Origin of the sequence: Halodesulfovibrio sp., assembly GCF_025210605.1 — a bacterium.
GTDB lineage: Bacteria > Desulfobacterota > Desulfovibrionia > Desulfovibrionales > Desulfovibrionaceae > Halodesulfovibrio.
Genome location: NZ_JAOARI010000004.1, coordinates 53675 through 79741 on the forward strand (window position 1 = coordinate 53675; position 26067 = coordinate 79741).

General features: G+C 45.1%; 19 protein-coding genes and 1 pseudogene. 13 read left to right on the plus strand and 7 right to left on the minus strand.

All coding sequences use genetic code 11. The features are described from left to right. Window positions 1–163: 163 nt before the first annotated feature. The 5 genes from N4A56_RS01960 to N4A56_RS01980 form a co-directional block, all read right to left on the minus strand. Window positions 164–1402: an L-serine ammonia-lyase gene (locus N4A56_RS01960; RefSeq protein ID WP_295544707.1), complete on the minus strand. Its 1239-nt coding sequence runs from the start codon at window positions 1400–1402 to the stop codon at window positions 164–166. A 12-nt stretch (window positions 1403–1414) separates the two neighbouring features. Next, entirely contained in the window at window positions 1415–2716 is a 1302-nt protein-coding gene (locus tag N4A56_RS01965) for a TRAP transporter large permease (RefSeq protein WP_293668737.1), read from the minus strand. Next, the gene (locus N4A56_RS01970; RefSeq protein ID WP_293668735.1) at window positions 2717–3250 is read right to left on the minus strand and encodes a TRAP transporter small permease; all 534 of its coding nucleotides are present in this window, start codon (window positions 3248–3250) and stop codon (window positions 2717–2719) included. A gap of 85 nt (window positions 3251–3335) precedes the next feature. Further along, entirely contained in the window at window positions 3336–4361 is a 1026-nt protein-coding gene (gene dctP / locus N4A56_RS01975; protein WP_293668734.1) for a TRAP transporter substrate-binding protein DctP, read from the minus strand. 706 nt (window positions 4362–5067) lie between these two features. Continuing rightward, on the minus strand, window positions 5068–6510 hold the full coding sequence (locus tag N4A56_RS01980) for a sigma-54 dependent transcriptional regulator (RefSeq protein ID WP_295544710.1): 1443 nt from the start codon (window positions 6508–6510) through the stop codon (window positions 5068–5070). A 549-nt stretch (window positions 6511–7059) separates the two neighbouring features. Between N4A56_RS01980 and N4A56_RS01985 the strand changes: the two genes are divergently transcribed. From N4A56_RS01985 to N4A56_RS01995, 4 genes and pseudogenes are all read left to right on the plus strand, one after another. Then, complete coding sequence (locus N4A56_RS01985; protein ID WP_295544712.1) at window positions 7060–9441, plus strand: transporter substrate-binding domain-containing protein; 2382 nt, start codon at window positions 7060–7062, stop codon at window positions 9439–9441. A gap of 100 nt (window positions 9442–9541) precedes the next feature. Beyond that, entirely contained in the window at window positions 9542–10393 is an 852-nt protein-coding gene (locus N4A56_RS01990; protein ID WP_295544714.1) for an HAD-IA family hydrolase, read from the plus strand. A gap of 28 nt (window positions 10394–10421) precedes the next feature. After that, the gene (locus N4A56_RS14915) at window positions 10422–10676 is read left to right on the plus strand and encodes a redoxin domain-containing protein (protein ID WP_366519885.1); all 255 of its coding nucleotides are present in this window, start codon (window positions 10422–10424) and stop codon (window positions 10674–10676) included. A gap of 12 nt (window positions 10677–10688) precedes the next feature. Next, window positions 10689–11072, plus strand: a pseudogene (locus tag N4A56_RS01995) (peroxiredoxin-like family protein); the annotation flags it as partial. Window positions 11073–11147: 75 nt separating this feature from the next. Here the strand turns inward: N4A56_RS01995 and N4A56_RS02000 are convergent. Beyond that, entirely contained in the window at window positions 11148–12731 is a 1584-nt protein-coding gene (locus N4A56_RS02000) for a sigma 54-interacting transcriptional regulator (protein ID WP_295544715.1), read from the minus strand. Window positions 12732–13371: 640 nt separating this feature from the next. Here N4A56_RS02000 and N4A56_RS02005 point away from each other — a divergent pair. Then, on the plus strand, window positions 13372–14502 hold the full coding sequence (locus N4A56_RS02005) for an efflux RND transporter periplasmic adaptor subunit (RefSeq protein ID WP_293668727.1): 1131 nt from the start codon (window positions 13372–13374) through the stop codon (window positions 14500–14502). Between the two features lie 5 nt (window positions 14503–14507). Continuing rightward, window positions 14508–17549 (plus strand): efflux RND transporter permease subunit, encoded by a 3042-nt coding sequence (locus tag N4A56_RS02010; RefSeq protein WP_295544717.1) that lies wholly within the window; start codon window positions 14508–14510, stop codon window positions 17547–17549. 207 nt (window positions 17550–17756) lie between these two features. Here N4A56_RS02010 and N4A56_RS02015 read toward each other — a convergent pair whose 3' ends face one another. Further along, the gene (locus N4A56_RS02015) at window positions 17757–19127 is read right to left on the minus strand and encodes an amidohydrolase (RefSeq protein WP_295544719.1); all 1371 of its coding nucleotides are present in this window, start codon (window positions 19125–19127) and stop codon (window positions 17757–17759) included. A gap of 454 nt (window positions 19128–19581) precedes the next feature. On the opposite strand from N4A56_RS02015, the gene N4A56_RS02020 reads away from it, so the two are divergent. The 7 genes from N4A56_RS02020 (at window position 19582) to N4A56_RS02050 (ending at window position 26051) form a co-directional block, all read left to right on the plus strand. Then, the gene (locus N4A56_RS02020) at window positions 19582–19749 is read left to right on the plus strand and encodes a hypothetical protein (RefSeq protein WP_293668723.1); all 168 of its coding nucleotides are present in this window, start codon (window positions 19582–19584) and stop codon (window positions 19747–19749) included. Window positions 19750–19790: 41 nt separating this feature from the next. Further along, entirely contained in the window at window positions 19791–20612 is an 822-nt protein-coding gene (locus N4A56_RS02025) for a transporter substrate-binding domain-containing protein (RefSeq protein ID WP_293668722.1), read from the plus strand. Between the two features lie 213 nt (window positions 20613–20825). Beyond that, window positions 20826–21836, plus strand: a complete 1011-nt coding sequence (locus tag N4A56_RS02030) for an amino acid ABC transporter permease (protein WP_295544721.1) — start codon at window positions 20826–20828, stop codon at window positions 21834–21836. Further along, window positions 21833–22564 (plus strand): amino acid ABC transporter ATP-binding protein, encoded by a 732-nt coding sequence (locus N4A56_RS02035; RefSeq protein WP_293668719.1) that lies wholly within the window; start codon window positions 21833–21835, stop codon window positions 22562–22564. Before N4A56_RS02030 ends, N4A56_RS02035 begins: the two co-directional genes overlap by 4 nt. A gap of 494 nt (window positions 22565–23058) precedes the next feature. Then, a complete protein-coding gene (locus N4A56_RS02040; protein ID WP_295544723.1) occupies window positions 23059–23847 on the plus strand; it encodes a MogA/MoaB family molybdenum cofactor biosynthesis protein in 789 nt (262 codons plus the stop codon). 9 nt (window positions 23848–23856) lie between these two features. Continuing rightward, complete coding sequence (locus N4A56_RS02045) at window positions 23857–25185, plus strand: HD domain-containing phosphohydrolase (RefSeq protein ID WP_295544724.1); 1329 nt, start codon at window positions 23857–23859, stop codon at window positions 25183–25185. After that, complete coding sequence (locus N4A56_RS02050; RefSeq protein ID WP_295544726.1) at window positions 25182–26051, plus strand: 4-hydroxybenzoate octaprenyltransferase; 870 nt, start codon at window positions 25182–25184, stop codon at window positions 26049–26051. Before N4A56_RS02045 ends, N4A56_RS02050 begins: the two co-directional genes overlap by 4 nt. Window positions 26052–26067: the final 16 nt, after the last annotated feature.

The following is a 26067-nucleotide window of genomic DNA, read 5'->3' on the forward strand; positions in this document are numbered from 1 at the left end:
TACTGCGTGTGTCTTGGGAGAAACGCTACTAGAGTGTTCAAGACGGTGGAGTATCTACGATATTTTTGTAGGTTGCTGCATGTGTAAAGGCGCCGTCGGACGGATGAACCGACGGCGCCTTTACGGTGCTCTATATGCCTTAGGTTGAACCTAAGAATTGGGTCTATGATGAACCACAGGCAGTACAGCCGCCACAGGATTTCCTGTCGGCGTATGCGACTGCAAGACCGCCGGTGGAAGTTTCGCGATACAGGCTTGGCAGATCATGACCGGTTTTAGTCATTACTGCGACGACTTCATCGAACGGAATGTGATGGGTTCCGTCTGAGAAGAGTGTCATCTCCGCAAGAGAAAGTGCCCGGGTTGCCGCACAGGCGTTTCTTTCAATACACGGAATTTGCACCAGCCCGTCTACTGGATCGCATGTTAGTCCTAAATGATGTTCAAGCCCCATTTCTGCGGCGTATTCGATTTGTTTAATGGAACCACCAAGCAGCTGGGTTGCAGCAGCGGCAGCCATGGAGCAGGCTGAACCTACTTCGCCCTGACAACCTACTTCAGCGCCTGAAATAGAACCATTGTGTTTAATCACATTGCCGAAAAGACCGGCTGTAGCAAGTGCGCGGAGGATATCTGTCTCTGTTGCATCATGCTGCTCTTGCAGATAGCGTAAGACTGCGGGAACAATACCGCAGGAACCGCATGTAGGTGCAGTAACAATGGTTCCACCACCTGCATTTTCTTCTGACACAGCAAGGGCATAGGCGGTTATGAGTCCTGTTTGTTGAAGGACTTTTCCAGCGAGCTTGCTCTTTTTAAGGTAGTTCCATGCCTGACGGCGCAGACCGATGGAGCCAGGAAGCACACCCTGATTGGCAAGCCCGTTTTCAATAGAAGCAGACATTACTTCCCAAACTTCTTTCAGGAAATCCCAAATCTGCTTTCCTTCGCAACGTTCTACATATTCCCAGTAGGTAAGACCTGAATCCTCACAGTGTTTCATGATGGATGCCATTGTTGTCAGGTCGTACACTGGTGCAGTTGTTTCGCCTTCAGCACCCGGTTCTCGTAGAGCGCCGCCGCCTACGGAGTAAACAGTATATTCTGCTGTTACGTTACCGCCTGCATCCAGAGCCTCAAAGACCATACCGTTCGGATGTTCAGGAAGTTTATCGTCTGGACGCCATACAATTTCTGTACGTTCTTCACCAAGAACCTGAAGGATCGCCCAATCTGTAAGGTGCCCTTTGCCCGTGGCACCCATACTTTCAAACAGATGAACCCTGTAGCTTGCAGCTTGTGGATGGGCGGCTAAAAAGCGCTCCGCAGCAAACTTTGGTCCCATGGTGTGGGAGGAAGATGGTCCAAGACCTATGCGATATAATTCTTTGATGCTCTGCATGAGGACAACTCCTTAACCCATTGCGAGCTTAACAAGCCACAATGATACTTCAGGAATGTAAGTTGTAATGAGAAGTGTTGGTAACCATGCAAACAGAATCAGGATAATAGTCGGTTTGAGCATGGTATTTACACGCGCACCGGAGATTCGACCGGAAAGGTACAGCAGCGGTGCTGTCGGCGGCGTTACGTTACCCATACCAAGGTTTACACCCATGATAGCTGCAAAGTGAATTGGGTCAACGCCAAGCTGTGTTACCAGCGGCAGCAGCAGTGGTGTGCCAAGCAGTACGCCGGATACGTCATCCATGAGCATACCCATAATGAGCATGAACACGTTAATCATCATGAGGATCACATATTTATTTTCAGATACGGATGTCAAAACAGCCATTACCTGAGATGGAAGATCTTCCATAATATACAGGCGGGAGAGGATCATAACCGCAAAGGTCATAGCCATAATAACGCCTGTGGTGGTTGCAGACTCAATAAGGGTTTTCATCAGATCGCGTGCTTTAAGACCGCGGTAGACGAACAACGCAACCGGAATAGCATACAATACAGCAGCAGCGGCAGCTTCTGTCGGAGTCATAATACCACCGTAAATACCGCCAAGGATAATTACAGGCATCATAAGTGCTGGAGAAGCTTTAGCACCTTTTTTTACAAACAGTTTGCTTGTAGTGGCAAAGTCGCCGTGGTCTGCAACTTGAATATTTTTGTTGTTACGCAGCATGTACAAGTTAACAAGGCTGAGCAACGTTGTAAGAATAACACCCGGAACAAATGCTGCGAGGAAACAAGCAAGTACGGACTGGTTACCCATCCATGCATACAGAATCATAAGCATGGAAGGTGGAATGAGGATACCAAGTACGCCGGAGCTTGCGAGGAGCGCCGCAGCATGTCCGGTAGGGTAGCCTGCGCGTTTCAGTTTCGGCATCATGATAGAGCCGATACAGGATACGGTTGCGGAAGAAGAACCGGATACTGCACCGAAAATAGCGCAGGTGATAACACAGACCACACCGAGTCCGCCGCGGATACGTCCGGCAATAACATCAACTACGTCAATGAGCTTATCGCCGATGCCCCCTTTGTCCATAACACCACCCGCCATGATGAAGAGCGGAATAGTGAGAAGAACAACTGAGTTCATTTTTGCAAAGCCGTATGGCAGCAGGAAACTAGGGTCATAGCCACCCTGAAAAATAAGGTAGGTAGCAGAACTGAAGAACGCAAACGGGATTGGCACACCGATAAAGAGTGTTACGACCAGAATGCCGATTGCAATTGCGATTGTTATAGACATTTAAAAATCCCCCGTGCAGCCGAACTTCTCGCCTTTAATGAAAGCGATAGCGTCCTGTACAAAATATGTGACGTGGTACAAAGACATGAGAACAAAACCCAGACCGACTGCTGCTTGCGGGATGAGCATAGGCAGGCGGAATACAGGGGATTTCGGATTCATAATCAACGCCCATGATACAAACTGTAATGCCCAGTAGGTAAACAGCACACAGATGGCACAGGTGATTGCGTCTTTTACGAGAAGAACAGCGCCTCGGATACGGGCATTTTTAATGTAGCAGGAGAGCAGGTCTGCTGAAATTTGGCTTTTTTCGCGGCTTCCCTGTGCTGCCCCCATAAAGTAGAGCCAGAAAGCCAGCATGGAAATAAGTTCTTCTGAACCGTAAAAGTCTGATCCGAAAACGTAGCGGATGATGATGGTGTAGCAAATCATGCCAACAATCAGAATGCTGGTAGTTGCCATGACAGCCTTTTGGAAAAAGCCGAGTCCTTTCCACGGAATGCTCAGCGCATTTTGTAGAGATTTATTCATCTTGTGTGTCCCTTGAACTTCTCAGAAAAATAGGCGGTGCGGCATGCCGCACCGCCGTGTAAGTTTAGAACGTAGTTGGTATTACCTAGTTTTTGTAAGACTCTTTAATACCGTTGAGGAGCTCAGGAGTAAGGTTCTTTTCGAGACGTGGCCATGCTTTTGCGCGAACATAGTCTGCCATCTGCTCAAGTTCCTGAGTGGTGAACATAATTACTTTGATACCTTCTTCTGCAAGCTTTTTGCGGTACATTTCGTCTTCGCTTTCAGCCATGAGGAAGGAGTTCTGAGACTCGTCACCGAATGCAGATTCAATAATTTTCTGATCTTCTGCGGACATACCTGCGAAGAGGCGTTTGTTCATAACGTACTGAGTGGACTCAAAGTTTACGTTGTACTGGTAGTACTCTTTAATTACGTCGCGGAAACCGAGGTAGTTAAGGTTAGGAGGACCACCGAGCCAGCCGTCAACAACGCCAGTCTGCAATGCAGAGTAGGTATCGGTGTAAGGGAGGGAAGATGTACGGAAGCCAAGCTCTTCTGCGCCAAATTTAAATACGTCAAGACCAGGTACGCGGATCATAAAGCCTTTTTCAACGCCTGGTTTGTTAGCGTTCTGAAGCGGCTTAACAGTACCTACGCCGATGAAACCTTCACCGTAGTAGCCGAGGAATTTAACGCCGAGTGCATCGTGCATTTTAGCCATTTCTTTAGGCAGGAATGCGTTTCTATCGTATACTTTACGTGCCTGCTCGTAGTCGCGGGCAATAAATGGAAGGAAGCCAACACCAAGACGTGCGTCGAACTGATCCGGCACGGTGATGTGTGCAATATCAATGGAACCACGAATTACTTCTTCGTAAAGCTGGCTTGCATCGCCAAGCTGGTTAGCAGGGTAGATTTTAATTTCTACACGACCGTTTGTTTCTTTTTCGATACGCGCTTTAATGCGTTCGGCAGACTTGTGAGCCATGTGCTCGGTTGGATGCTGTGTAGCAAGGCTGAGAATAACTTTTCCATTCTTTTTCATAACTGCCTGAGCGTCGCCGTTGATGCCAACGGTAAGCCCGAATGCAAATGCAAAACAAAGCATAAGTGCAACGATACGTTTCATTACAGTAACTCCTAAAAAAAATTATCTGACTTCGGAAAACTCCGGTTTCCTTCTTCCTCCGAGCATTGCTGCTCACGGCTCTCCTAATGCTTTTACTGTGCCACATGTGAAAAAAAATACATTTTTCAAACAGTTATTGAAAAATGTATCAAATTTGCTTTGAAAAGCTGCATAAAAAAGCATTCTTGAATGTTCAGTAAAACGGGACAGCGCTCCAGACTGTTCACAAAAACGGGACAGTTTGTTCTCTGTTTTGTTTTAGTTGTCACAACATCTTGTTTTATTTGAATATACTTGTGTTTCGAAAAAGAAGACAGCGGTGGCATAGCTACATCCAAATTTCGTTGTTACGGAAGGAAAATATTATGCAACTATTCAACTTTTTCCTGCTGGTAGTGAAGGGCAAGTCGAAAAAAGGTAGGCTATGTAAGGACTGTTCTACAATTTTATGGCAGCAATAAGTGATGTTATATGTTGGTTGGTTAATCAATTAGAATGTTTCGTAAAAATGAACATGGCTAACGTTAATATGCTGCTTAGTGATGGGGGTGATAACCACTTTCGTTATAGGCTGCTTCCAAAAAGCAAAATTCTTTCTACATACAATATAGAAAGAACTCTCATGATAGGTGCTGGAGTTTCTCAATATACCTACGTGAACGACAGGAACACTAAAGCATCTGTTGTAGTATGACAGCTGATTGCTTTATCTTGAAATATTATGCTCTTTCATAAGGACGTATAGGCGGGTGCGGGAAAGACCGGAAAGCTTGCACGCTTCTTTAATAGAGCCTTGTGCTTCGCGGATAAGGTTTTCGAGATAGACTTGCTCTATCTGCGCGATACAGGTGGTTCTGAACGTCTTGAATGACGGGAATTCATCATTAAAGAGGGATGACAGAATTGAAGCAGGAACTGGTTCAAAAATATTGGTGTCATCTTTGGTCTCAGCAATTGGTTGTTCTTCCTGCGGGCGAAGCATTTTACCGGCAGCGCGGGCGCGAATATCGACAGGCAGATGTTCTGGATAGAGTGTTGGTTCACCTTTTGCACGCATTATAGTGCGTTCAAGGGTCTGCACTAGTTCACGAACATTGCCCGGCCAGTCGTAGTGCATAAGCATTGTGACGAATTCGTCGGACAGCATTTTGGTAGACGAATCGTATTTGCTGCAAAGGCGTTTCGTATGAAATTCAGCGAGGGCAGGTATATCTTCAAGCCGATTGCGTAGTGGAGGCAATTCCATGGAACAGGATTTGAGCCGATAGTACAGGTCGGTTCTAAATGTTCCCTCTTCGCACATTTTTTCAAGATTACGGTTTGTTGCGGCGACTAACCGGAAATTACTTGTCTTTTCGGATGTGGAACCAATGGGGCGGTAGCGTTTTTCTTGCAACACACGCAAGAACGCTGATTGTGTTGGCAGGGGCAGTTCGCCGACTTCATCTAAAAATAGTGTGCCTTGGTCAGCTTGTTCGATAACACCTTTTTGCGATGTGGTTGCGCCAGTGAAAGAGCCTTTGATGTGCCCGAAGAGTTCGCCTTCAACCAGATTTTCAGGAATAGATGCACAGTCGAGAACTACAAACGGTCCCTCAGCTCTATTGCTGTTTTCATGAACGGTACGGGCTACAACTTCTTTGCCAGTTCCGGTTTCACCAGTAATGAGAACACTGGCGTCACCTGTGGCAGCAACTGAAAGGTTTTCGAGAACTGAATGTAAGGCTGGACTTTCTCCGATGAGAGAATCGCGTTTTATTATTCGTTCAGACCACTCTTTATTACGTTCTCTAAATTTAAGGGCGCGTTCCATTGAAAAGGTAATTTGTTTAAGACTGCTTCCTTTTTCAATGTAGTCCCAAGCACCGTTCTGGATAGCAAGCTCAGCCCCGTCTGGGTCGCCTGCTCCTGTTATAATGATAACGTCTGGTTGTCCTTTGGAAGAGCGGATATTCGGCAGCGCTTTTAATCCGCTGCCATCAGGAAGTCGAACATCAAGAAAGACCAGATCAAATGGCGCACTTTGAAGAAGTGCTAATCCATCAGTTAAATTGCTGACGGCAGCAGGCTGGTATCCGCAATCTTCAGCCAGTTGGGATATGATGTTGGAAATATTGGGGTCATCATCAATGATCAAAATTCGAAACATCATAGCTCCAGCTTTTTTGCTCTGTTAACTGCACACAGCAGGCATTAAAAATACGAAACGCAGTCTGTACTAACTAAGCTTCTATATTGAATAAATACTTAGTAGACGCAAAAGTTAGTAAACGAGAGTGCTACATTAATCAAGCTGAGTGAAAATAATACGTCTGACAACATAACTGGTTAAAACCAATAAACAACGCGGATGAGGAACAAAGCAGTGGGCGGCGATGCTATAAAGGGTGGTGTACTGCGTGTGTATGAGTAACTATCATCCACTTCAGGTTTTTTTCATGTATTGCATCACCAGCATTGCTGTAAGTTCTCTATGAGAATGCTGTAAATATTTTTAGAAGTCGTACTGTATTTTTCTATAGAAGCAATATAGAACGTTAGTATCAACACAAGCAACCTTTATACAAAATATATTGTCATGATTAGCGAACTATTCTTTTCTTTGCGTAGATCAAACCCAGCGTATCTGGTGTTATTTTTGTTGTTGGCGTTGTGTGCCACTCTTCCTATCTATTTGTATTTTTATGAGAATACTCGTTTGACAGATCCGCTGTCGGACACAGAGAGAGCTTGGCTTGCGGATTTAAAGCATCCCATCGTGCTGGCAGTGACACCGGACACGAGACCTTTGGAGTATGTCGACGCACAGGGTGAGTATCATGGCATGGTTGCCGATTATATGCACCGTGTTGCAGCTGACCTTGATATAGAATTTACAGTGGTTGAGCCTGCAAATATGCAGGAATTGATGCGACTTGTTGAAGAGCGAAAAGTAGATGTGATTGCTGCTTTTGCAGGTAATCCTGCGAATACGGACTATATGCTGTTTACGAATCCGTACTTGGAGTTATCCACTGCAATTCTGGCAAATAGAAGTGAAAAAGATCCGCTGACTCTTTCTGTCATGGCAGAGAAAAAAATGGAGCTTGCGCTGCCCAAAAGCTACGATGTCCTTTCATATGTAGCTAAGTTTTATCCAAGTGTTCATGTCCAGACCACCTATAATTACCTTGCTGCGTTACTGCACGTTTCGTTTAATGAAATTGATGCAACTATTATTTCACTTCCGCAGGCTAGCTATTTTATTGAAGAAAAAGGAATCACGAATTTACGTGTGGCAGGATATACTGATTATCGTCTGTATTACCGTATGGGAGTGCGATCAGATATGCCGATTCTGGCGGATATTCTGCAAAAAGCTTTGGACAGTATTACGCCTGTTGAGCGCGAACGTATTCTTAAACGTTGGGTTCATTTGCAACAAGACTACCTCTCTGCATTCTTTTCTAACCGCTTCATATGGTACATTCTTGTCAGTATAGCTTCTTTCACGTTGCTTGCGTTTTCTGGAATTATCTTCTGGAACAGGACACTGCAATTGCGGGTAAATGAGCGCACGAAAGAACTTAAGCGGGAACTCAAAGACAGGACGCGTTTTCTTGCGGCGCTGGATCAGGCGGAAGATGGCATATTTATTTTAGATACTGACGGTTTTCTTGAATACGTCAACGCGTCGTTACTGAACCTGACATTGTATTCTGAAGAAGAAATGCTTGGACAGCATATATCCATGCTTCGTGCTGCAAAGCACCCGCAAGAGTTTTTTGAAAACTTATGGGGTGTCTTGCGTAGCGGCGGGGTATGGCGCGGTGAGACAATCTACGTAAAGAAAAACGGTGAGCATATTGCTGCGGAAGTAACCGCAACCCCTGTATTTGATGATAACGGATCACTCATAAATGTTATTGAGCTAATTCGAGATGTTACGGAAAAGCGTAAGATGGAAGAGCACCTGAAGCAGAGCCAGAAGCTCGAAGAATTGGGTACGCTTGCTGGTGGCATTGCACACGATTTTAATAATATTATTGCGGCAATATCCGGCTATGCAGAACTGGCGCTACCTGCGGCAGAACAAGGCAGTCGGGTTCGAACCAACTTGGAGCGTATCCAGAAAGTGGCAGAACGCGCGCGTGCAATGGTTCATCAAATATTGGTATTTTCACGCCGTAGAAAGCCTGAGCGAGTACTCGTAAACGTATCATTAATGGTGGAAGAAGTGTTGCAGCTGCTGCGGTCTTCTTTGCCTTCAACAATTGAAATAACAAGCGTGCTTGCTGATGACTGCACCGTTATGGCGGATGCGAGTCAGCTGCATCAGGTTGTGATGAATCTGGGAACAAATGCCGGATACGCAATGCGGACTGAAGGCGGCACGTTGCATCTTAGTACCTCAAAAGTCATGCTTAATGCAGAGGATGCACGTCTTAGCGGGTTATCTGCCGGATGGTATGTGTCACTGATTGTGGAGGATACCGGTGAAGGTATCTCCGAGCAGAATGTGCGTCGTATTTTTGATCCGTTTTTTACTACAAAGCCTAAAGGTGAAGGCACTGGCATGGGGCTTTCCATGGTGCATGGTATAATAACCAGTATGCGTGGACATATTGCAGTGGAAAGCACAGAGGGAGATGGAACCCGTTTTATTATTCTTTTACCGTACAGCAAGGGCGAACAGGCGGATAAAGCCGGTAATGGCGGGTCGTTAATGGATGGTCGCGGGCGTGTTATGCTGGTGGATGATGAGCACGATCTTGTGCACGTTTACACTGCTGCTTTGGAGGATTTGGGGTACGATGTTGAAGCGTTTAATGATCCTTCTGAAGCGTTGAAGGCATTTCGTGCTGCTCCTGACCATTTCGACATCGTGATTACAGACCAAACTATGCCGAAGTTAACTGGGGATAAGCTTGCCGCAGCTATTCATGCTATACGCCCTGAAGTTCCAATTGTGCTGTGCTCTGGATACTCAGATGCCATTGATTCCATCACAGAAGGAACAAGCGGAATTCGCAAAGTGTTGCTTAAGCCGTTTGAACTACGAGAACTTGCCAGAAGCGTACAGCTACTTGTTCGGCGGTAGGGTGGCAGTAACTGTAGGTGGAAGAAAAAAGTATCGCTGCTGTATGGCTCCTGTGGTATCGTCAAAGTAAAGTAACGAACCCGAGTAGACAGGAGAAGAGATGCACACCCTTGTTTTTGATGTCTACGGAACACTGGTAGACCCTACAGACGTCACAGTCCTGCTGGAATCACGTCTTGGCGAAAATGCAGTCCATTTTGCAAATCAATGGCGTAAAAAGCAGCTTGAATATTCGTACAGAATGGGGCTTATGCGTTGGTATCAGCCGTTTTCTCAATGCTCAAAGTATGCCTTTGAATATACATGCGAAGAGTTCGGGGTATCATTTACTGATGAGGAAAAGAAGGCACTTTTTCTGCGCAGCCTGTCTCTTCCTGCGTATGATGATGCAGAAGAGGCTCTGAAAAAGTTTTCGCAGACAGATGCAGGGCGTTTTGCTTTTAGCAATGGTGTGGCTGAAGACGTTGAAGCTGTGCTGACTTATTCGAATCTCCGTCCATATTTACAAGAGGTCGTGAGTGTTGATGCCATTAAAATATTCAAACCGTCACGGATTGCATATGGGTACCTGCTCGAACGCATTGCTTTGTACAATAATCCCAATGCCGAGGAACCCACCCACAATATACAGAAAGAATCTACCCAGCTTGATATGGATTTTGGAACGTCTCGTTGTCTTCATTACGTCGAATCAGGACTGGATGAACAGGAGCAGGAGGCAGTTATTAAAAAGCCTGCTTATGCTATGCAAGATGCTTCGTGCGTCTGGCTCATTTCTTCAAATCCGTTTGATGTAATAGGCGCAAAGGTTGCCGGATTGCAGGCAGTATGGATTAAACGTTCTCCAACCTCGGTATTTGATCCGTGGGGAGTGGAACCTACGCTGACTGTCGCAACGCTCACTGAATTGTATGATGTTTTACGATACCGAAATGTCCTTACCCTTATATAACGAGTGTCATCTACAGGGAGGAATCGACATGGCTGGAACATTAGCAGAACAACTGACCGCACAGCGTGAAGAGTTTAAACGAGTAGCTCCACAGTCTACGCAGGAAGTCATGCAGGACTCCGCGAACAGGCTAAAAGAATCTGGAATAATGGATACTGCCAGACATGCCGGTGACCATGCCCCTGATTTTGTGTTGAAAAATGTACATGGGCACGACGTAAATTTTGCCTCACTCCGGAAAAATAAACGAGTGGTTATTTGTTTTTATAGAGGCGGATGGTGACCGTATTGCAACCTTCAGTTGAAGGCTTTGCGTGACGTGCAAAAAGATATTGAAGCTCGGAATGCGACATTAATCGCTATTTCGCCGGAATTGCCTGACAATTCGTTATCTGAAGAAGATAAAAAATTGATTCCATTTGAAGTGTTGACTGATCCTGACAACAGGGTTGCGCGCCAGTTTGGACTTGTATTTACTTTGGATGAGAAATTACGCGAAGTGTACAAAGGATTTTCAATCGATCTTGAAAAAGCCAATGGGAATGGAAAATGGGAACTGCCGGTTCCTGCTGTTTATGTTGTAAATACGGATGGAACTATTCTCTACGATTTTCTTGATACTGACTATACCGTACGGCTTGAGCCTTCAGAAATTTTACGGATTCTGGATTCAATATAACTAGGAAAGCGTAATAAGCCCGCCTGTACTGCGTATAGGCGGGCTTTGACATGCTAGGCGTGTTTCTTTTGTAAGCTAGTGTTTTTTGCCGAATGCAATATTGAGCTTACGCATTCTGTGGCGCAGGGTGGAAGGGTTTATTCCCAGCAGTTGTGCTGCGCCGTCAGTTCCTTCAATTTTGCCATTGCAATGAGCTAATGTTTTTTCAATGTAGAGACGCATAACTTCGTCCAGCGTCGGAAACGTATTGCCAGTATCAACTGGTGGCAGTCGAGTTGCGGCGGATGCTGTTTCGGCAGGAGCAACCTCCACAAGTGGATATGTTGTGGTATTCGTTTCCGAAGGCTCGTTAAGAGACGAAAAAGTCAGCACTTTCCCTTGTCCCAGAATAAGCTGCCGTTCGATTATATTATGCATTTCGCGTACGTTTCCCGGCCAGCTGTATGCATGCAAGTTGTCAATTCCTTCTGCTGTAACAGGGGGTTGTGGAATGCCCAGTCGTTCGGAACATGTTTTCAAAAAGTGCGCAAGAAGCATCGGGATATCTGTCAAACGTTCGCGCAGCGGCGGGATTTCAACAGGGAACGTGCTGAGGCGGAACCATAGATCTTCACGGAATTTCCCTTCTTCTACCAGCTTTCTCAAGTCTCTATGTGTTGCGGTAACAATGCGGGCATCTACGGGGATTTCCACGTCGCCGCCAACACGCTCAATTTTTTTTTCTTGCAGAACACGCAGCAATCGTACTTGAGCATCCAGCGGCAACTCTCCTATTTCATCAAGGAATAGTGTGCCACCGCAAGCGCGTTCAAATCTTCCTTTGCGCTGTTGTGTTGCTCCTGTAAAGGCACCTTTTTCATATCCAAATAATACGCTGTCGACGAGCGCTTCAGGTATTGCGCCGCAGTTGACTGTAATGAATGGTTTATCACGTCTTGGTGACATGCGGTGCAACGCATTGGCAAGAACCTCCTTGCCGACTCCTGTTTCACCAAGAAGCATTACAGGTACATCTGTACCTGCAACCTGTGTGAGCATGTCCATCGTGGCTTTTAACCCTGAATGTGCGCCGATAATTGTTTCACCAGCTTTTTTTGCAAGCTCGCGTTGCAGGAATTTATTGTCATCTTGTAGCTGGTCTTTGACCGCTTTCAGTTCGTCAAACCGTAATGCATTGACAAGGGCAATGGTCAAAGGTTCACTAAGAGAAGAGAGAAGGTCTATTTCTTCTTCTGTAAATGCATATGGTCTGTCGCGTGTAACAGCGGCAGCACCCACAAATTCTCCTTCAATGCGCAGGTAACATATCATCCCTGAAAATACTTCAGTGGTTATTCGCTTGCTGACTTGTTTTGAAATTTCCTGATCTCTGGAGTTCGGGATGTATTCAAAAAGCATCTGCTCATCTTTAGCGCTTATCATAAAATCTTCATGAATTTCATCGCTAATGATTAAATCAGGAATAAGACGCTGTTTACCTTTATACATTGAAATAATGTTATGTAGAATTTGCTTCTCGTCATCGTAGATTTCAAAGCTGATTGTATCTACGGGCAATTCTTTCTCTAGGAATTGATTTAAATCCGTAATTGCCTTTTGCATATTGAGCGTGGAGCAAATTATTTTCGTAACACTTCTAAAAAAATCGTTTTTTTGCATAAGAGCTTCCCCTCCTCCTATACCTCATTCTGTCGCATATGATAGAAGAATGCCATTCTGTCGAATATAACAGGCATTCTGTTAAATACAACAGCTTTTGCTGCTGTCTGTATGTGTAAATTGGTAACCAGTTGTTTTTTTATATTTATTTTTTTGGCATGTAGATTGCTTTTTATGCATCGCTGCCGAACCAAAAAAAATAACACATTATCGCAAGCTGTTAAAAAAAGTTCTTTAGCACAACCATCAAATTGATGAAATTGTGGCGAGCTTTGTAACAATTGCAAATAGCACACGATTGGTTTCGTACATGACCTTCGGCAGCTTTTTATTATTTCTGTCGAACTAGGGTATGTTTTTACATTGTAACCTTACGTTGCTGTTACCTTTTCTTTCTTGCTGCGAATATCACCAAGCCATGTGTTTTTCCGTAGCGATGCTACCTTGAAGCACTTGTTTTACGTTGTTTTGTCAGGTGGAAAAGTAACCAGCGTATCTTTGCACAGGCAGTGTGAAAACGCATCCTAATATGAAATGACCACTTCATATTAGTAGATTATATGGACAGGATACACTTATGACCGCAGCCTTTGTCTGTAATTTTAGGGGAGACAGGTCTGCGTTTTTCTGGAGTATTTTTGTGGGAACACTACGTATTAAAACAGCCCTGTTTGTATTAGCAGGGCTTGTGATGCTGGCACTTCAAGGGTGCACTGGTGAAGAGAGAGTAAAAGCTGTCACAGTGGCAAAACCTGTAAAGGTTATTACTGTTAATGGCGGAACAGAATTAGTCGAGCGTGCATTTCCGGGGACTGTTGTTGCCGGTAAAAAAGCAGAAATTGGGTTTCGTGTTTCCGGTCAATTAAGCAAGCTGCTCGTTAACGCAGGAGAGCGTGTTACCCGCAATCAAGTAATTGCAACATTGGATAAAAGTGATTTCCAGACAACGCTGCGTGGGCTGGATTCGCAGCTTCGAGGGGCGATTGCATCGTTGCAGGAAGCAGAGCTTAACTTCAAACGTAACTCTGTGTTGTTGAAAGAAGACATTGTTTCCAAAGCTACTTTCGACAGCGCACACAGCACTGTTGAAAATGCCAGAGCTAAAGTGAAGTTACTGGAACAGCAGCGCGAACAGGCGCGTCTTAATTTGGAATACACCGTACTTCGTGCGCCTTTTGATGGTGTAGTGGCTCAAACGTATGTGAAAAATTTTGAAAATGTTCAGGCTCAGCAGCATATTGCACGATTAGATGATGTTGAACAACTTGATATTGAAGTGGAAGTTCCAGAACTGATTATCGCGATTCTTCAAGCTAAAACAGGTGTCCTTAAAAAGCCGTCTGTACGTTTTGCGGCAATGCCTGACAAATTATACGAAGGTGAGCTTAGAGAGTTTGAAGCGACGGCAAATGAACAAACCCGTACGTACACAGTTACTATTACATTGCCGCAGCCTGAAGGTGTAAGCATCTATTCAGGTATGACAGCTGAAGTTATCGGCTACTTGCCTAATGCATCTGATGGCAGTGTGAAAGCTATCCGTGTGCCTGTTAATTCCGTGGCTGTTGATGCAGAAAATAATCCTTTTGTGTGGGTTGTGCAGGATGACAACACAGTGGCGCGCGCTTCCGTGACGCTTGGGGACATGCAGGAGGATGAATATATTTTAAAAGCAGGACTGGAGTCCGGTATGCAGGTTGTAACCGCAGGGGTGCATTACCTTAAAGAAGGTCAGCCTGTGCGTGTATTGCAGGGTGAGATTGGAGAGTAGCTGTCATGAGTATTGGAGAATGGGCGATCCGTAAGCGTATAACAACGCTTACCATGATCGTAGTGCTTCTTGCAGGGGGGCTTGTTGCTTACCAATCCATGGGGCGACTTGAAGATCCGGAATTTACTATTAAAGATGCAATTGTTGTCACTGCATATCCGGGGGCAACAGCAGAAGAGGTTGCAGAAGAAGTTACAGATCGACTCGAAAGTTCTATTCAACAGCTTGCACAGCTCAAGGATGTGACTTCAGTATCATTGCCCGGTAAGTCCATCATCACAGTCAAAATCAAAGAAGGTTATAACAAGGAAACATTACCTCAGGTATGGGACGAATTGCGTCGCAAAGTGGGGGATGTGCAAGGGATGCTGCCTCTGGGGGCGCACCCTTCCGTTGTGATAGATGATTTTGGTGATGTATACGGTATTTTGTATTCTGTAACAGCAGACGGGTACTCGTATAAAGAATTGCAAGACTACGTTACATATTTACGCAAAGAGTTGCTTGTTATTCAGGACGTAGCCAAGGTCAAGGTATGGGGCGAACAGCGCGAAGCTGTGTTTATCGAAATGCCGCGTGCAAAGCTGCGCCAGCTTGGGGTGACAACGCAGTCGATTGTTGGTGCTCTTAAACAGCGTAACCTTGTCTCGGATGCAGGTAATGTTCAGGTCGGGCGAGAATACATTCGTATATCCCCGTCTGGTGGTATTACTTCAGTAGATGCACTTGGCGATATTTATGTCACAGATGCAGGTTCTGGAAAACTGGTGTACTTGCGAGACCTTGCCACCATTACTCGTGGATATATCGAGCCTTCAACAAATATTATGCGGCAGAATGGAACGCGAGGGCTGGCTGTAGGCATTTCGTTGGCATCAGGCGGTAATATCGTTGATCTTGGCAAGCGCGTAACAGCACGTCTTGCAGAGCTTGATGCAGAGACACCTGTCGGGTTTCAGATTAAACCGATCTATTTTCAGCCGGACTACGTCACAAAAGCTGTCGAAGGCTTTGCTGTCAGCCTGCTTGAGGCGGTAGGGATTGTTGTCGTAATTCTCATGATATTCATGGGGCTGCGGAGCGGGCTTCTTATTGGCACAGTATTGCTGATTACAGTATGCGGCTCGTTTATCTTCATGAAAATGATGGATATTCAACTGCAAAGGATTTCGTTGGGCGCGCTTATTATCGCACTGGGTATGCTGGTAGATAACGCAATTGTTGTTACCGAAGGTATGCTTGTCCGCATCCAGCAAGGTGAAGATAAAATTGCAGCAGCCCGCGCTGTAGTGTCACAAAATATGTGGCCGTTGTTTGGCGCAACGGTTGTTGCGGTTATGGCTTTTGCTGCAATTGGTCTTTCAAGCGATGTTACTGGTGAATATTGCGGCTCGTTGTTCTGGGTGTTGCTGATATCATTAATGCTCAGCTGGGTAACCGCACTGACGGCAACTCCGTTGTTATGCGAAATGTTTTTGCACAAAAAGGAAGGTGCGGAAGCAGCAGACCCATATGGTAGCTTTTTATTCCGCGCTTATCGTGGTTCACTTCGAGCTTGTCTTAACCATCGCTGGGTAACTATTGGTGCTTTGCTCACTGTAATGGTCGCCTCTGGCTATGCAATGCAGTATGTCGATCAGATGTTTTTCCCAGCTTCTACTCAGCCACAATTTTTTGTGGATATCTGGAAGCCGGAAGGGGCTGATATTAGTTCAGTAAGTGATGATCTCCGTAAATTTGAGCAAAAATTAGCAACGGATGAGCGTGTTGAATTTACATCAACCTTCATCGGTGCCGGTGCTCCTCGTTTCATGCTGGTATATGCTCCTGAACAGAGTTATCCAAACTACGGTCAGCTTATTGTAACCATTAAGGATTACCATGATGTGCCAGCAATGATTAAAGAATACAGGGAGTATGCAAGCAAAGCGTTTCCTGAAGCATTCTTTAAATTTAAAAAGGTACGGCTTGGTCCGGGGCGTGATGATCCGGTTGAAGTTCGTTTCTCAGGTCCAAACCCTGAGGTTCTTCGAGAGTTGTCCCGTAAGGCGCAGGCAATTTTTAGAGCGAACGACAACGCGCGTGGTATTCGCGATAACTGGCGACAGAAAGCAAAAGTCATTGTTCCTGTGTTGAATGAGCAGGCGGTACGCCGTGCTGGGTTGGATCGACCTGATGTCGCAAAAGCGTTGCAGGCGGCATACGTGGGAGCTGCTGTTGGCGTCTATCGTGAAGGCGATACGCTGCTGCCGATCATGCTGCGTCCTCCTAAAGAAGAGCGCACAGAGGTTGGTTCAATGAGCTCTGTACAAGTGTTCAGTCGTGTCTCAAATAGCATGATCCCGCTAGGTCAGCTTGTTTCTGAGTTCAAGACAGAGTTTCAGAACAATGTGCTGCATAAACGTAACCGCAAACTTACCATCACCGTTTCATGTGAAGCCCGTGAAGGCTTGCCAATTGGGTTATTTAATGAATTACGACCGTTGATTGAATCAATGCCTCTTCCTGCTGGATATAGCATGGAGTGGGGTGGTGAATATGAGGATTCTACTGACGCTCAGGCTGGGTTGTTTGGCACTATTCCATCAACTGTAGTTATGATGATTCTCATCACAATTGCACTATTTAACTCCCTGCGAGAGCCTTTGATTATCTGGCTTACAGTGCCGTTGGCGATCATTGGTGTTGCATGGGGGCTGCTAGTATCCGGTCAACCATTTGGCTTTATGGCTTTGCTTGGCTTCTTGAGCCTTATGGGGATGCTCATCAAGAACGCAATTGTGTTGCTGGATGAAATTAATTTGCAAATACGAGAAGGAAAGGAACCTTTTACGGCTGTTCTGGATGCTTCAGTAAGCCGTGTCCGTCCTGTTATGATGGCAGCGAGTACAACAGTACTTGGTATGCTCCCGCTGCTAGCCGATGCATTCTTTGTATCAATGGCTGTAACCATTATGGCAGGTCTGACCTTTGCAACTGTGCTGACGCTGGTTGTTGTGCCGACGCTCTATGTAATTCTGTTTAAGATTAGAGAAAAGGTGGCGTAACAAGTACGGGCGCATCTGAATGGTGCGTCCGCATCTGGCTGGTACTGGATTGAGCATGAGCTAACACATGCTCAAGAAAAACTTCTCTCGACCATGCATCATGCAGAACGCGAAAGTTCCAACTTTCCCCTTAGAGTTGGCACTCTATCTCATTCGCGCCTGCACTGGAAGCCCATGCTTACTCTCGCATGGGCTTCGTCGTTTCTTTTATCGAACTTGCACTACTGGAAAACGAGGTTTCAGAGTAATACCGGCGCGTTCTCGGATAGAGTCTGCATGTCGTTGCGCTTGTTTAAGCAAATCTTTTTCGTCGAACGTGCAAATCTCTTTATCTTTCATCAGCCATTTTCCGTCGCACATTGTGTGCGTTACATTTGTCGAATGCATGGAGTATACAAGGCTGGAAACAGGGTCGTGCACTGGAACGGAACCGGGCATGAGAGCTGGGTTGATAATGGCAAGGTCAGCTTTTTTCCCGACGCTGAGTGAGCCAATCTGATCTTCCCAGAGAAGCGCTTTCGCACCATTGACGGTTGCCATTTCTAAAATGGTTTCTGCCGGAACCGTTGTCGGGTCAAGCGTGCGTCCTTTGTGAATGAGTGCTGTCAGGTATAGTTCATCAAGCATATCCATACGGTTGTTGCATGGCGCTCCATCCGTTGCAATGGTAACGCATATTCCTTGCTTGAGCATTTCAGGAACCGGCGCGAAGCCGAGAACACGCATAGCTGCACCCGGGTTATGGGACACTTTTACATTGTGCTTTGCGAAAAGGGATATTTCGTTTTCAGTGAGCCATACGGTGTGCACTGCAAGAAAATTTGAATCCATCACACCAAGGTTTGCGAGATGCTCCACTGTGGTTGCGCCGCGTGTTTTTTGGGAGAATTCAACTTCTTCTTTGATTTCTGCAACATGCATGTGGATACCGACATTATGCTCATCTGCGAGCTGTTTTGTGCGGACTATAAGCTCATCTGAGTTGTTAAATATGGTACGCAAACCAAACCAGCAGCGGATTCGATCATTTTCTGCACCGTTCCAGCGTTTGATAAGCTCAAGCTGAATTGCAAGTGCTTCGTCTGTGCTTTCCTGACGATCTTCGGGAATACCTTCACCGCAATCCATTGTAGAGCGTGCAAGAATGCCGCGTATCCCAGCTTTTGTTACAGCGCGTCCCATCGCATCAACGTGTTGTCCGCCGGGTTCTGCAAAGCATGTTACGCCGGAGCGAATGAGTTCTGCGCAGCAGGCGAGGGCAGATATTTCTACATCTTCTTCTGTCATTGCAAGTTCATACGGCCATGTACGGTCATGCAGCCATGTAAGCAAGTCAACATCGTCACCGAGTCCGCGACCTAACTGCTGACAAAGGTGGACGTGTGTATTGATGAGCCCTGGGATGATGATAGACCCTGTACAGTCAATAACTTCGGCATCAGGAGCAATATCGCATCGATCCACAGCACCTATTGTAGTGATGCGATCATCAGTAATAAGAATGTCGCTGTTGACGAACATTTCTCTATTCTCGTTCATAGAAAGAATGAGCGCATTGCTCAATAGTATCTGCGACATATGTCCTCCGCGAAGATCAGTAAAAAAAGTGGGAAATATGCTTGTGGGTGCGTGCTGTCAATTTTTCAGTCTTGAGACAGTCTACGAGACAATCGGGGTTGGCGTATAGTGGCTGCTGCTTGTTATATTGAAGAATATGCTGGGAGGGACGTTTTGCAGTAGACGTTAAGAAGTGAATATACTACATATGTCAATCGGCAACGAAGTCGCGGGAAACGGCTGTTGCCGATGGTGTCGGACCTTATTTGCTCAGGAATACTCCTAAAGTATTGCGACAGTAAGTGAGGAGGGAATCCGGCGTGGTTTGTTTTGGTTAACCATTGAATAATGACACGAAGCTATACGCGTATGTAAAACTTGATTTTGTCTGGGTTTTACATATATGTTAAAAATGTTGAAGAGAGTTTCTTTAGCATCTGCTCATTGTTATTTTCTTTGTAAGGAGTTAGTAGGTATGGAACGAGTACTTAAAGATCGTTATAAGCGTGAGTTTGTTGAGGTTATATGCCCTATATGCCGTAAAACTCAGATTATAGCTGTGCCCGAAGAGCCGTTGCCTAAATGTGATACGTGTAAACGGGACATGGTCATTAAGGAAGTTTTGACCGAAGGGAAATACTAACTCGTATTGTTTTTGTTTTTATTTATTATGGGAGAATAGGGATGAAATTTGTAAAAGTACTCTTAGTGCTGGCAATGACATTTATGCTCGCAGCGCCTGCTTCTGCGGCTGATATTGAGCTTGCTAAGCAGTCTACAATTAACAAAATTCTTAAAAGTGGCGAACTCCGCGTTGGTTTTGACGCAAGTTACGCTCCATTTGAAATTACTGACAAAAATGGTCGCTACATCGGTTTTGATATCGACCTTGCAAAAGAGCTTGCAAAAGCTATGGGCGTGAAATTTGTGCCAGTCAATACTGATTTTGACGGCATCATTCCTTCTCTGCTCTCTAATAAATTTGATGTTATCATTTCCGGTATGACTCTTACCCAGCAGCGTAACCTTCAGATTGGTTTCTCTGATGCGTACTTCCTTATGGGACAGGGCGTAATGGTTTCCAACAAGCTTCAGGGTAAAATTACTCGTTACAAAGAGTTGAACGACCCTAAATACGTTGTTGTATCCCGTCTTGGTACCACAGGTGAAGAAGCTGTTAAAAAGTATCTCCCTAAAGCAACATACAAATCTTTCGAAAAAGAAGTTGATTGCGGCATGGAAGTTATTGCCGGTCGTGCTGATGCTTTTGTTTTCGATATTCCTGCTCTTGAAAACATTGCTTCTGTTCAGGGTAAAGGCAAAGTGTTCGTACTGAACGATCCTTTCACTTTTGAACCTATGGCAATTGGTTACAAACAGGGTGATCCTGATTTTGCTAACTTCCTCAACAACTTTATCTTCCAGTTCAAAAACGACGGTCGTTACCAGCGTCTTTACGACAAATGGTTCCGTTCCGAAGCTTGGAAATCCCAGTTGAAGAAATAGGATTTTTTGTCTACTACAGGGTCGGTTTACCACCGACCCTGTTTATTTGCCTGTCATTCCTGCCTGCTATGCAGTGGCAGCCCAAATATTCATAGGCTTACAAAGCTTCCTTCTAGTTTTTTGGTTTGCTGCAATTTTGCAAGTGAGCTGAAGCTGGAAGGTTTTACTGTTTTTTAGAACTCGTTCGTAACGTGTTGAGATAAGGATACGCAGATGATGAATTATACAGGACTCGATCGTCCTAAGAAGCCGGGGTATTTCCTGTTCTGGAAAGCCATGTTTGTGGCAATTTGCCTGCTTGGCATCGGCTTCATTTACGCTGCTGCAGATTTTGTAGATTATAACTGGCGCTGGGAACAGGTGCCGCAATACTTCTGGCTGGATAAAGACCTTGAGGTTCGTTCTGAAGCTGAAGGTGATCTGACCAAGATTGATAAAACTGCCGCAGGATATACGATTATTATTCAGGATGGCAGCCACGAAGAAGTGGTTAACATGCCGCCTGATGCCAATATTTTCCTGATGGAAGGCGATTACGTATATATGGGCGATACTATCGGTGAGTATCGTGTCAGCAAGCCGGGCATTTTGCTTGAAGCTACCTACGTAACCCTGAAAGTCTCTATGCTCGCGATTGTTCTCGGCATTGTTGTCGGTATTATTAGCGGGTTGATGCGTATTTCTGAAAACCCTTGTCTGCGCTGGCTCTCCATCACGTATGTCGAACTTATCCGTGGTTCTCCACTGCTTGTTCAAATTTTTCTCTGGTACTTCGTAGCAGGCTCTCTTATCAACGCTATGCTTGATAAAATCGGGCTAGATCCGATTCCAGCACTGTGGTACGGCGTGTTTGCTCTTGCAATCTTTACCGGTGCGTATGTTGCAGAAATTGTCCGTGCGGGTGTTCAGTCTGTGCATCGTGGTCAGAGTGAAGCTGCTCGTGCTTTGGGTCTTAGTGGCCCACAGGCGATGCGTAAGGTTATTTTGCCTCAGGCATTCCGTCGTATTCTTCCTCCGCTTGCAGGGCAGTTTATCAGCCTTATCAAAGACTCTTCATTGCTTGGCGTAATTGCTGTGCGTGAGCTGACAAAGGCAACTCGTGAAGTTATCAGTTCTTCTCTTATGTCTTACGAACTGTGGATTTCTTGTACCATTATGTACCTTGTACTTACCTTTGCCCTTTCTGTGGCTGTTCAGTACCTTGAAAGGAGAGCAGTACGATGATTAGCGCTAAAAACGTTAATAAATATTTTTATATTCCTGAAGAGCTTCACGCTCTTAAAGATGTCTCCATGGAAGTTGCAGCAGGTGAAGTGCTTGTTGTTATCGGTCCATCCGGCTCAGGGAAGTCTACTTTTCTCCGATGCTTGAACCGTCTTGAGTATGCTAACAGCGGCTCAATTACCATTGAAGGTACTGAGGTATTAGACCCTAGCTGCGATATTAATGAGATTCGCGCTGAAGTTGGGATGGTATTCCAGTCTTTCAACTTGTTCCCGCATATGACTGTGCTTGAGAATATTACCATGGCTCAGCTGACCGTGCGTAAGCGTTCTAAGAAGGATGCAGAGCAAAAAGGTATGGCATTGCTGGAAAAAGTTGGTCTTGCACATAAATATAATGTGTATCCTGACCAGCTTTCTGGTGGTCAGCAGCAGCGTATTGCTATTGCTCGCGCTCTTGCAATGGACCCGAAAGTATTGCTGTTTGACGAGCCTACCTCTGCGCTTGACCCAGAAATGGTTGGCGAGGTTCTGGATGTTATGAAAAACCTTGCGAAAGAAGGTATGACAATGGTTGTTGTTACTCACGAAATGGGCTTTGCCCGTGAAGTGGCAGACCGTGTTGTCTTTATGGACGGTGGTCAGCTTGTTGAAGAGGGTACACCGGAACATTTCTTTACAAGCCCTGAACATGAAAGAACCAAGCTGTTCCTGAGTCAGATTTTGTAAGATAGAGTTAGACGTAGTTGAAATTGCAAAAAGCGGACTTATCACAAGTCCGCTTTTTTACTTTTTGCCGATAGCTTTTGCCTATACGTAAGCAAAGTATTGTTTTGATATTATAATCAAACAATATGTTGTGTTTTCAGAATAAATTACGTTATAGACAAAGGTGGTAGGCTTCTTTGTGAAAAATTTCATTTTTCTTGACTCTTACGGCAGGAACTTCCTACAAAAGGTGTATTGTTTTTGCTAAAAAGTTTCTCTAAGATATGAAATTGACTTGATTTAATTGTGTACCACTGTATTTTGTCAAGCCAGTGCTGTTGTTTTAGTATAGCACAATGTGATTTTTCTCTGTGTAAAGCAAATTTTTGGGCAACTTCAATGTCTTCACTTTTGTTTTACATTTTTACTCATGTAAAAACAAAATACGTTGGTTTGCAGGTAATCAAGAAGAACATCAAAAAATAACTTTCTGCAATGCATTGCAGCCATGATATATGAACGCACATTATTTCACAGCATCAAAAGCTCTTTCAAAGGGTGAAACTGTTTTTGTAGGTAGGAACGGAGACGACGCGCAGTTGTTAGCGACCATCAATACTACGCTGCCTCCTGCGTACTTTCCTGTTGGAACCGTTTTTTCAGCTAATGGCAACAGCTCATGTCCATACTTTATGGTTGTTCAGAATGGATATTCTCCAGCACAACATGGAGTTCATTCTGTTGAAGGCATGTGGGTTGAAATGCTCTGCGATCTTCAACAAGATTCTTGTGTAGTAGCAGCACACAAAGAAGAACTGAGCCTCGCATGGGTTACACTTTCTGACAAAGGTGCTCGCAAGGAGCGCGTAGACGGAAGTGGACCTTTGGTTGAAAAGCTTGTGCGGGAGAAATATTCTCTCGCATATTCTCGAGGGTACATCATTGCTGATGAAGAGTTACAGTTGCGTCAATTGCTTTGTGATTTAGCATTGCGGCAGAAGTTTGATCTTATTGTAACAACGGGCGGAACAGGCGTAGCTCCGCGCGATGTTACACCAGAGGCAACCGTTAAGGTTATCGATCGACGGCTTCAAGGAATGGAGCAGGCAATGATGGCAGCCAGTTTGCAAAAAACACCGAATGCTGTCATTTCGCGTGCAATTGCAGGTACTCTCGGAACTTCCTTGATAGTGAATATGCCGGGTAGTACAAAAGCTGTTGCAGAAAATTTGGAAGCGGTTCTCCCAGCATTCGGGCATACTATTGCCAAATTGCAGGGGGATCCGGCAGATTGCGGAAACTAGGGAGAATCTGTGGTTTTTCAGCATGAGTGTCAGGGGGGCGGGATCGCCTATACAGATGAAAGTTTTTTTAAGGTTCGACTGTTTGATCTTGTCAGTGCACTAGCCCGTTCATTAGACATGGTGTCGCAAACTCTTGCAGGGCATCATACAAATGTCGGTTTTCTTACATCAAGCATAGCTGGGTGTTACGGCTTGAGTGACGCTGAGTACCGAAATATTGTGCTAGCAGCTATGCTGCATGATATAGGTGCTGTGTCACTGTATCCTGCCGTTGATTCATTATTGTTTGAAGATGACACGATTAAGCACTCCATCGCTGGTTCGGTCATAATCAGTTCGTCAAAAAAGTTACAAGATATTCCAAAGCTTGTGGAGCATCATCATACTCCGTGGGAAGAATTGCGTGAGTTGGATAGTTACTATCAACTAAGCAATATTATTAATCTTGCGGATTTTATTGATGTGAATACACGTAGAGATCGCCCCGTGCAGGATCAAATACCGGATTTGATTTCGCTGTGTAAAAAACACAAGGGCACAATGTTTAATCCTGATTACATTGAGGCTCTGCGCGAGGCTGAATCAAAGCCCCATTTTTATCCAAACCTTCGAGCTGCACACGCACAAACAACATTAAATATTTCATCGCAATTTGATGAAGATGTTCTTGATGCAGACGGTGTGCTGGATTTTACTGGGCTATTTGCGACGGTTATTGATTTCCGTAGTCGATTTACAGCAACGCACTCTCAAGGTGTTGCTGTTACATCGTGCGTGCTTGGTCGCTGGCTCGGCTTCAATGAAATCCAGCAAGTGTTGTTTCAAATAGCAGGGCGGTTGCACGATATCGGAAAGCTGGCAGTTCCTGCGGCGTTGCTGGAAAAAAATGGTCGATTGACGAGTGAAGAATTTGCCATCATCCAGCGGCATGCAACATATACGGAGCATATTCTGTCTGATATCCCAGGACTGGAAATTATTCGCGACTGGGCATGCCAGCATCATGAGCGATTAGATGGTACCGGATATCCGCATGGACTTTCTGGTGATGATATTTCGCTTGGCTCACGTATTCTTCAGGTTGCAGATGTGTTTACCGCAATTACTGAAGATCGACCATATCGTAAGGGTATGGACTTTGCGCAGGCAACAAAAGTACTCAGGCAGCTTGGCGATTCTCAAAAGCTTGATCCAGTTGTTGTTGAAGTTCTTATTGAGCGGTATGATGAGATTAATGAACTGCGCTGCAAAGGGCAGATGCAGGCTCTTGAACATTTTTCTAATTATTCAGAAGTGCTGTATAGTAAATATGGCATTGTTGTTAAGGATGTTTCATGATTTCGGCTTCTACTCTTTTTGCTAAGTTTGGTGCTGTGTGCCGAATGGTTAAGATTGAGCACTCTATTTTTGCACTGCCGTTTGCATACCTCGGGCAGTTTATCGCGGCTGGCGGGATTCCTTCCTTGAAGCCGTTTTTGCTGCTTACTGTGGCAATGGTTGCGATTCGTTCCGTAGCAATGGCGTTCAATAGAGTTATTGATCTTCCGTTTGATTCTAAAAATCCGCGTACGCAACAGCGACCGCTTGTAACTGGTGAAATTACACCAATGCAGACATGGTTTTTTATTGCGGTGATGGCTGCAATTTTTGTTGTTGCGTGTTTCTTTATAAATGAACTCAGCTTTATGCTGTCTCCAGTAGCGTTGTTTGTGGCTGTGTTTTATAGCTTGCTCAAACGTTTTACATGGCTTTGCCATTTCTGGCTCGGTGCAGTGCTTGCTTTGTCACCGTTGGCAGGCTGGATAAGTGTTGACCCGCAATTTACTGTTCCGGCAGTACTTTTTGCATGGGGTATTTTATTCTGGGTTGCAGGGTTTGATATTATCTATTCATGTCAGGATATGGGCTATGACCGCACTGCGGGGCTGCACTCCGTTCCTGCACATTTTGGGCTTGAATCTGCATTGGTAATCTCTTCATTCTGCCATGTTGTGACAGCAATAATGTTTCTTATGGGAGGCTGGGCAGCAGGGCTTGGTTGGGCATATTTCGCCGTGTGGGCTGTTGTTTCCGGCGTGTTGTTCTGGGAACACTGCATCATCAGTGCTGATGATATGAGCCGGGTTAATATGGCGTTTTTTACCATGAACGGTTTTATTTCAGTTCTGCTGTTTGCTGGTGCTCTTGCTGGTATTTTTTATTAGCAGACTTAATTGATAC

Bases quoted from the DNA above. Each gene is read 5' to 3' on its own strand.
- N4A56_RS01960 (WP_295544707.1), bottom strand. From the start codon at position 1,402: ATGCAGAGCATCAAAGAATTATATCGCATAGGTCTTGGACCATCTTCC.
- N4A56_RS01965 (WP_293668737.1), bottom strand. From the start codon at position 2,716: ATGTCTATAACAATCGCAATTGCAATCGGCATTCTGGTCGTAACACTC.
- N4A56_RS01970 (WP_293668735.1), bottom strand. From the start codon at position 3,250: ATGAATAAATCTCTACAAAATGCGCTGAGCATTCCGTGGAAAGGACTC.
- dctP (WP_293668734.1), bottom strand. From the start codon at position 4,361: ATGAAACGTATCGTTGCACTTATGCTTTGTTTTGCATTTGCATTCGGG.
- N4A56_RS01980 (WP_295544710.1), bottom strand. From the start codon at position 6,510: ATGTTTCGAATTTTGATCATTGATGATGACCCCAATATTTCCAACATC.
- N4A56_RS01990 (WP_295544714.1), top strand. From the start codon at position 9,542: ATGCACACCCTTGTTTTTGATGTCTACGGAACACTGGTAGACCCTACA.
- N4A56_RS14915 (WP_366519885.1), top strand. From the start codon at position 10,422: ATGGCTGGAACATTAGCAGAACAACTGACCGCACAGCGTGAAGAGTTT.
- N4A56_RS02000 (WP_295544715.1), bottom strand. From the start codon at position 12,731: ATGCAAAAAAACGATTTTTTTAGAAGTGTTACGAAAATAATTTGCTCC.
- N4A56_RS02010 (WP_295544717.1), top strand. From the start codon at position 14,508: ATGAGTATTGGAGAATGGGCGATCCGTAAGCGTATAACAACGCTTACC.
- N4A56_RS02015 (WP_295544719.1), bottom strand. From the start codon at position 19,127: ATGTCGCAGATACTATTGAGCAATGCGCTCATTCTTTCTATGAACGAG.
- N4A56_RS02020 (WP_293668723.1), top strand. From the start codon at position 19,582: ATGGAACGAGTACTTAAAGATCGTTATAAGCGTGAGTTTGTTGAGGTT.
- N4A56_RS02025 (WP_293668722.1), top strand. From the start codon at position 19,791: ATGAAATTTGTAAAAGTACTCTTAGTGCTGGCAATGACATTTATGCTC.
- N4A56_RS02030 (WP_295544721.1), top strand. From the start codon at position 20,826: ATGATGAATTATACAGGACTCGATCGTCCTAAGAAGCCGGGGTATTTC.
- N4A56_RS02035 (WP_293668719.1), top strand. From the start codon at position 21,833: ATGATTAGCGCTAAAAACGTTAATAAATATTTTTATATTCCTGAAGAG.
- N4A56_RS02040 (WP_295544723.1), top strand. From the start codon at position 23,059: ATGAACGCACATTATTTCACAGCATCAAAAGCTCTTTCAAAGGGTGAA.
- N4A56_RS02050 (WP_295544726.1), top strand. From the start codon at position 25,182: ATGATTTCGGCTTCTACTCTTTTTGCTAAGTTTGGTGCTGTGTGCCGA.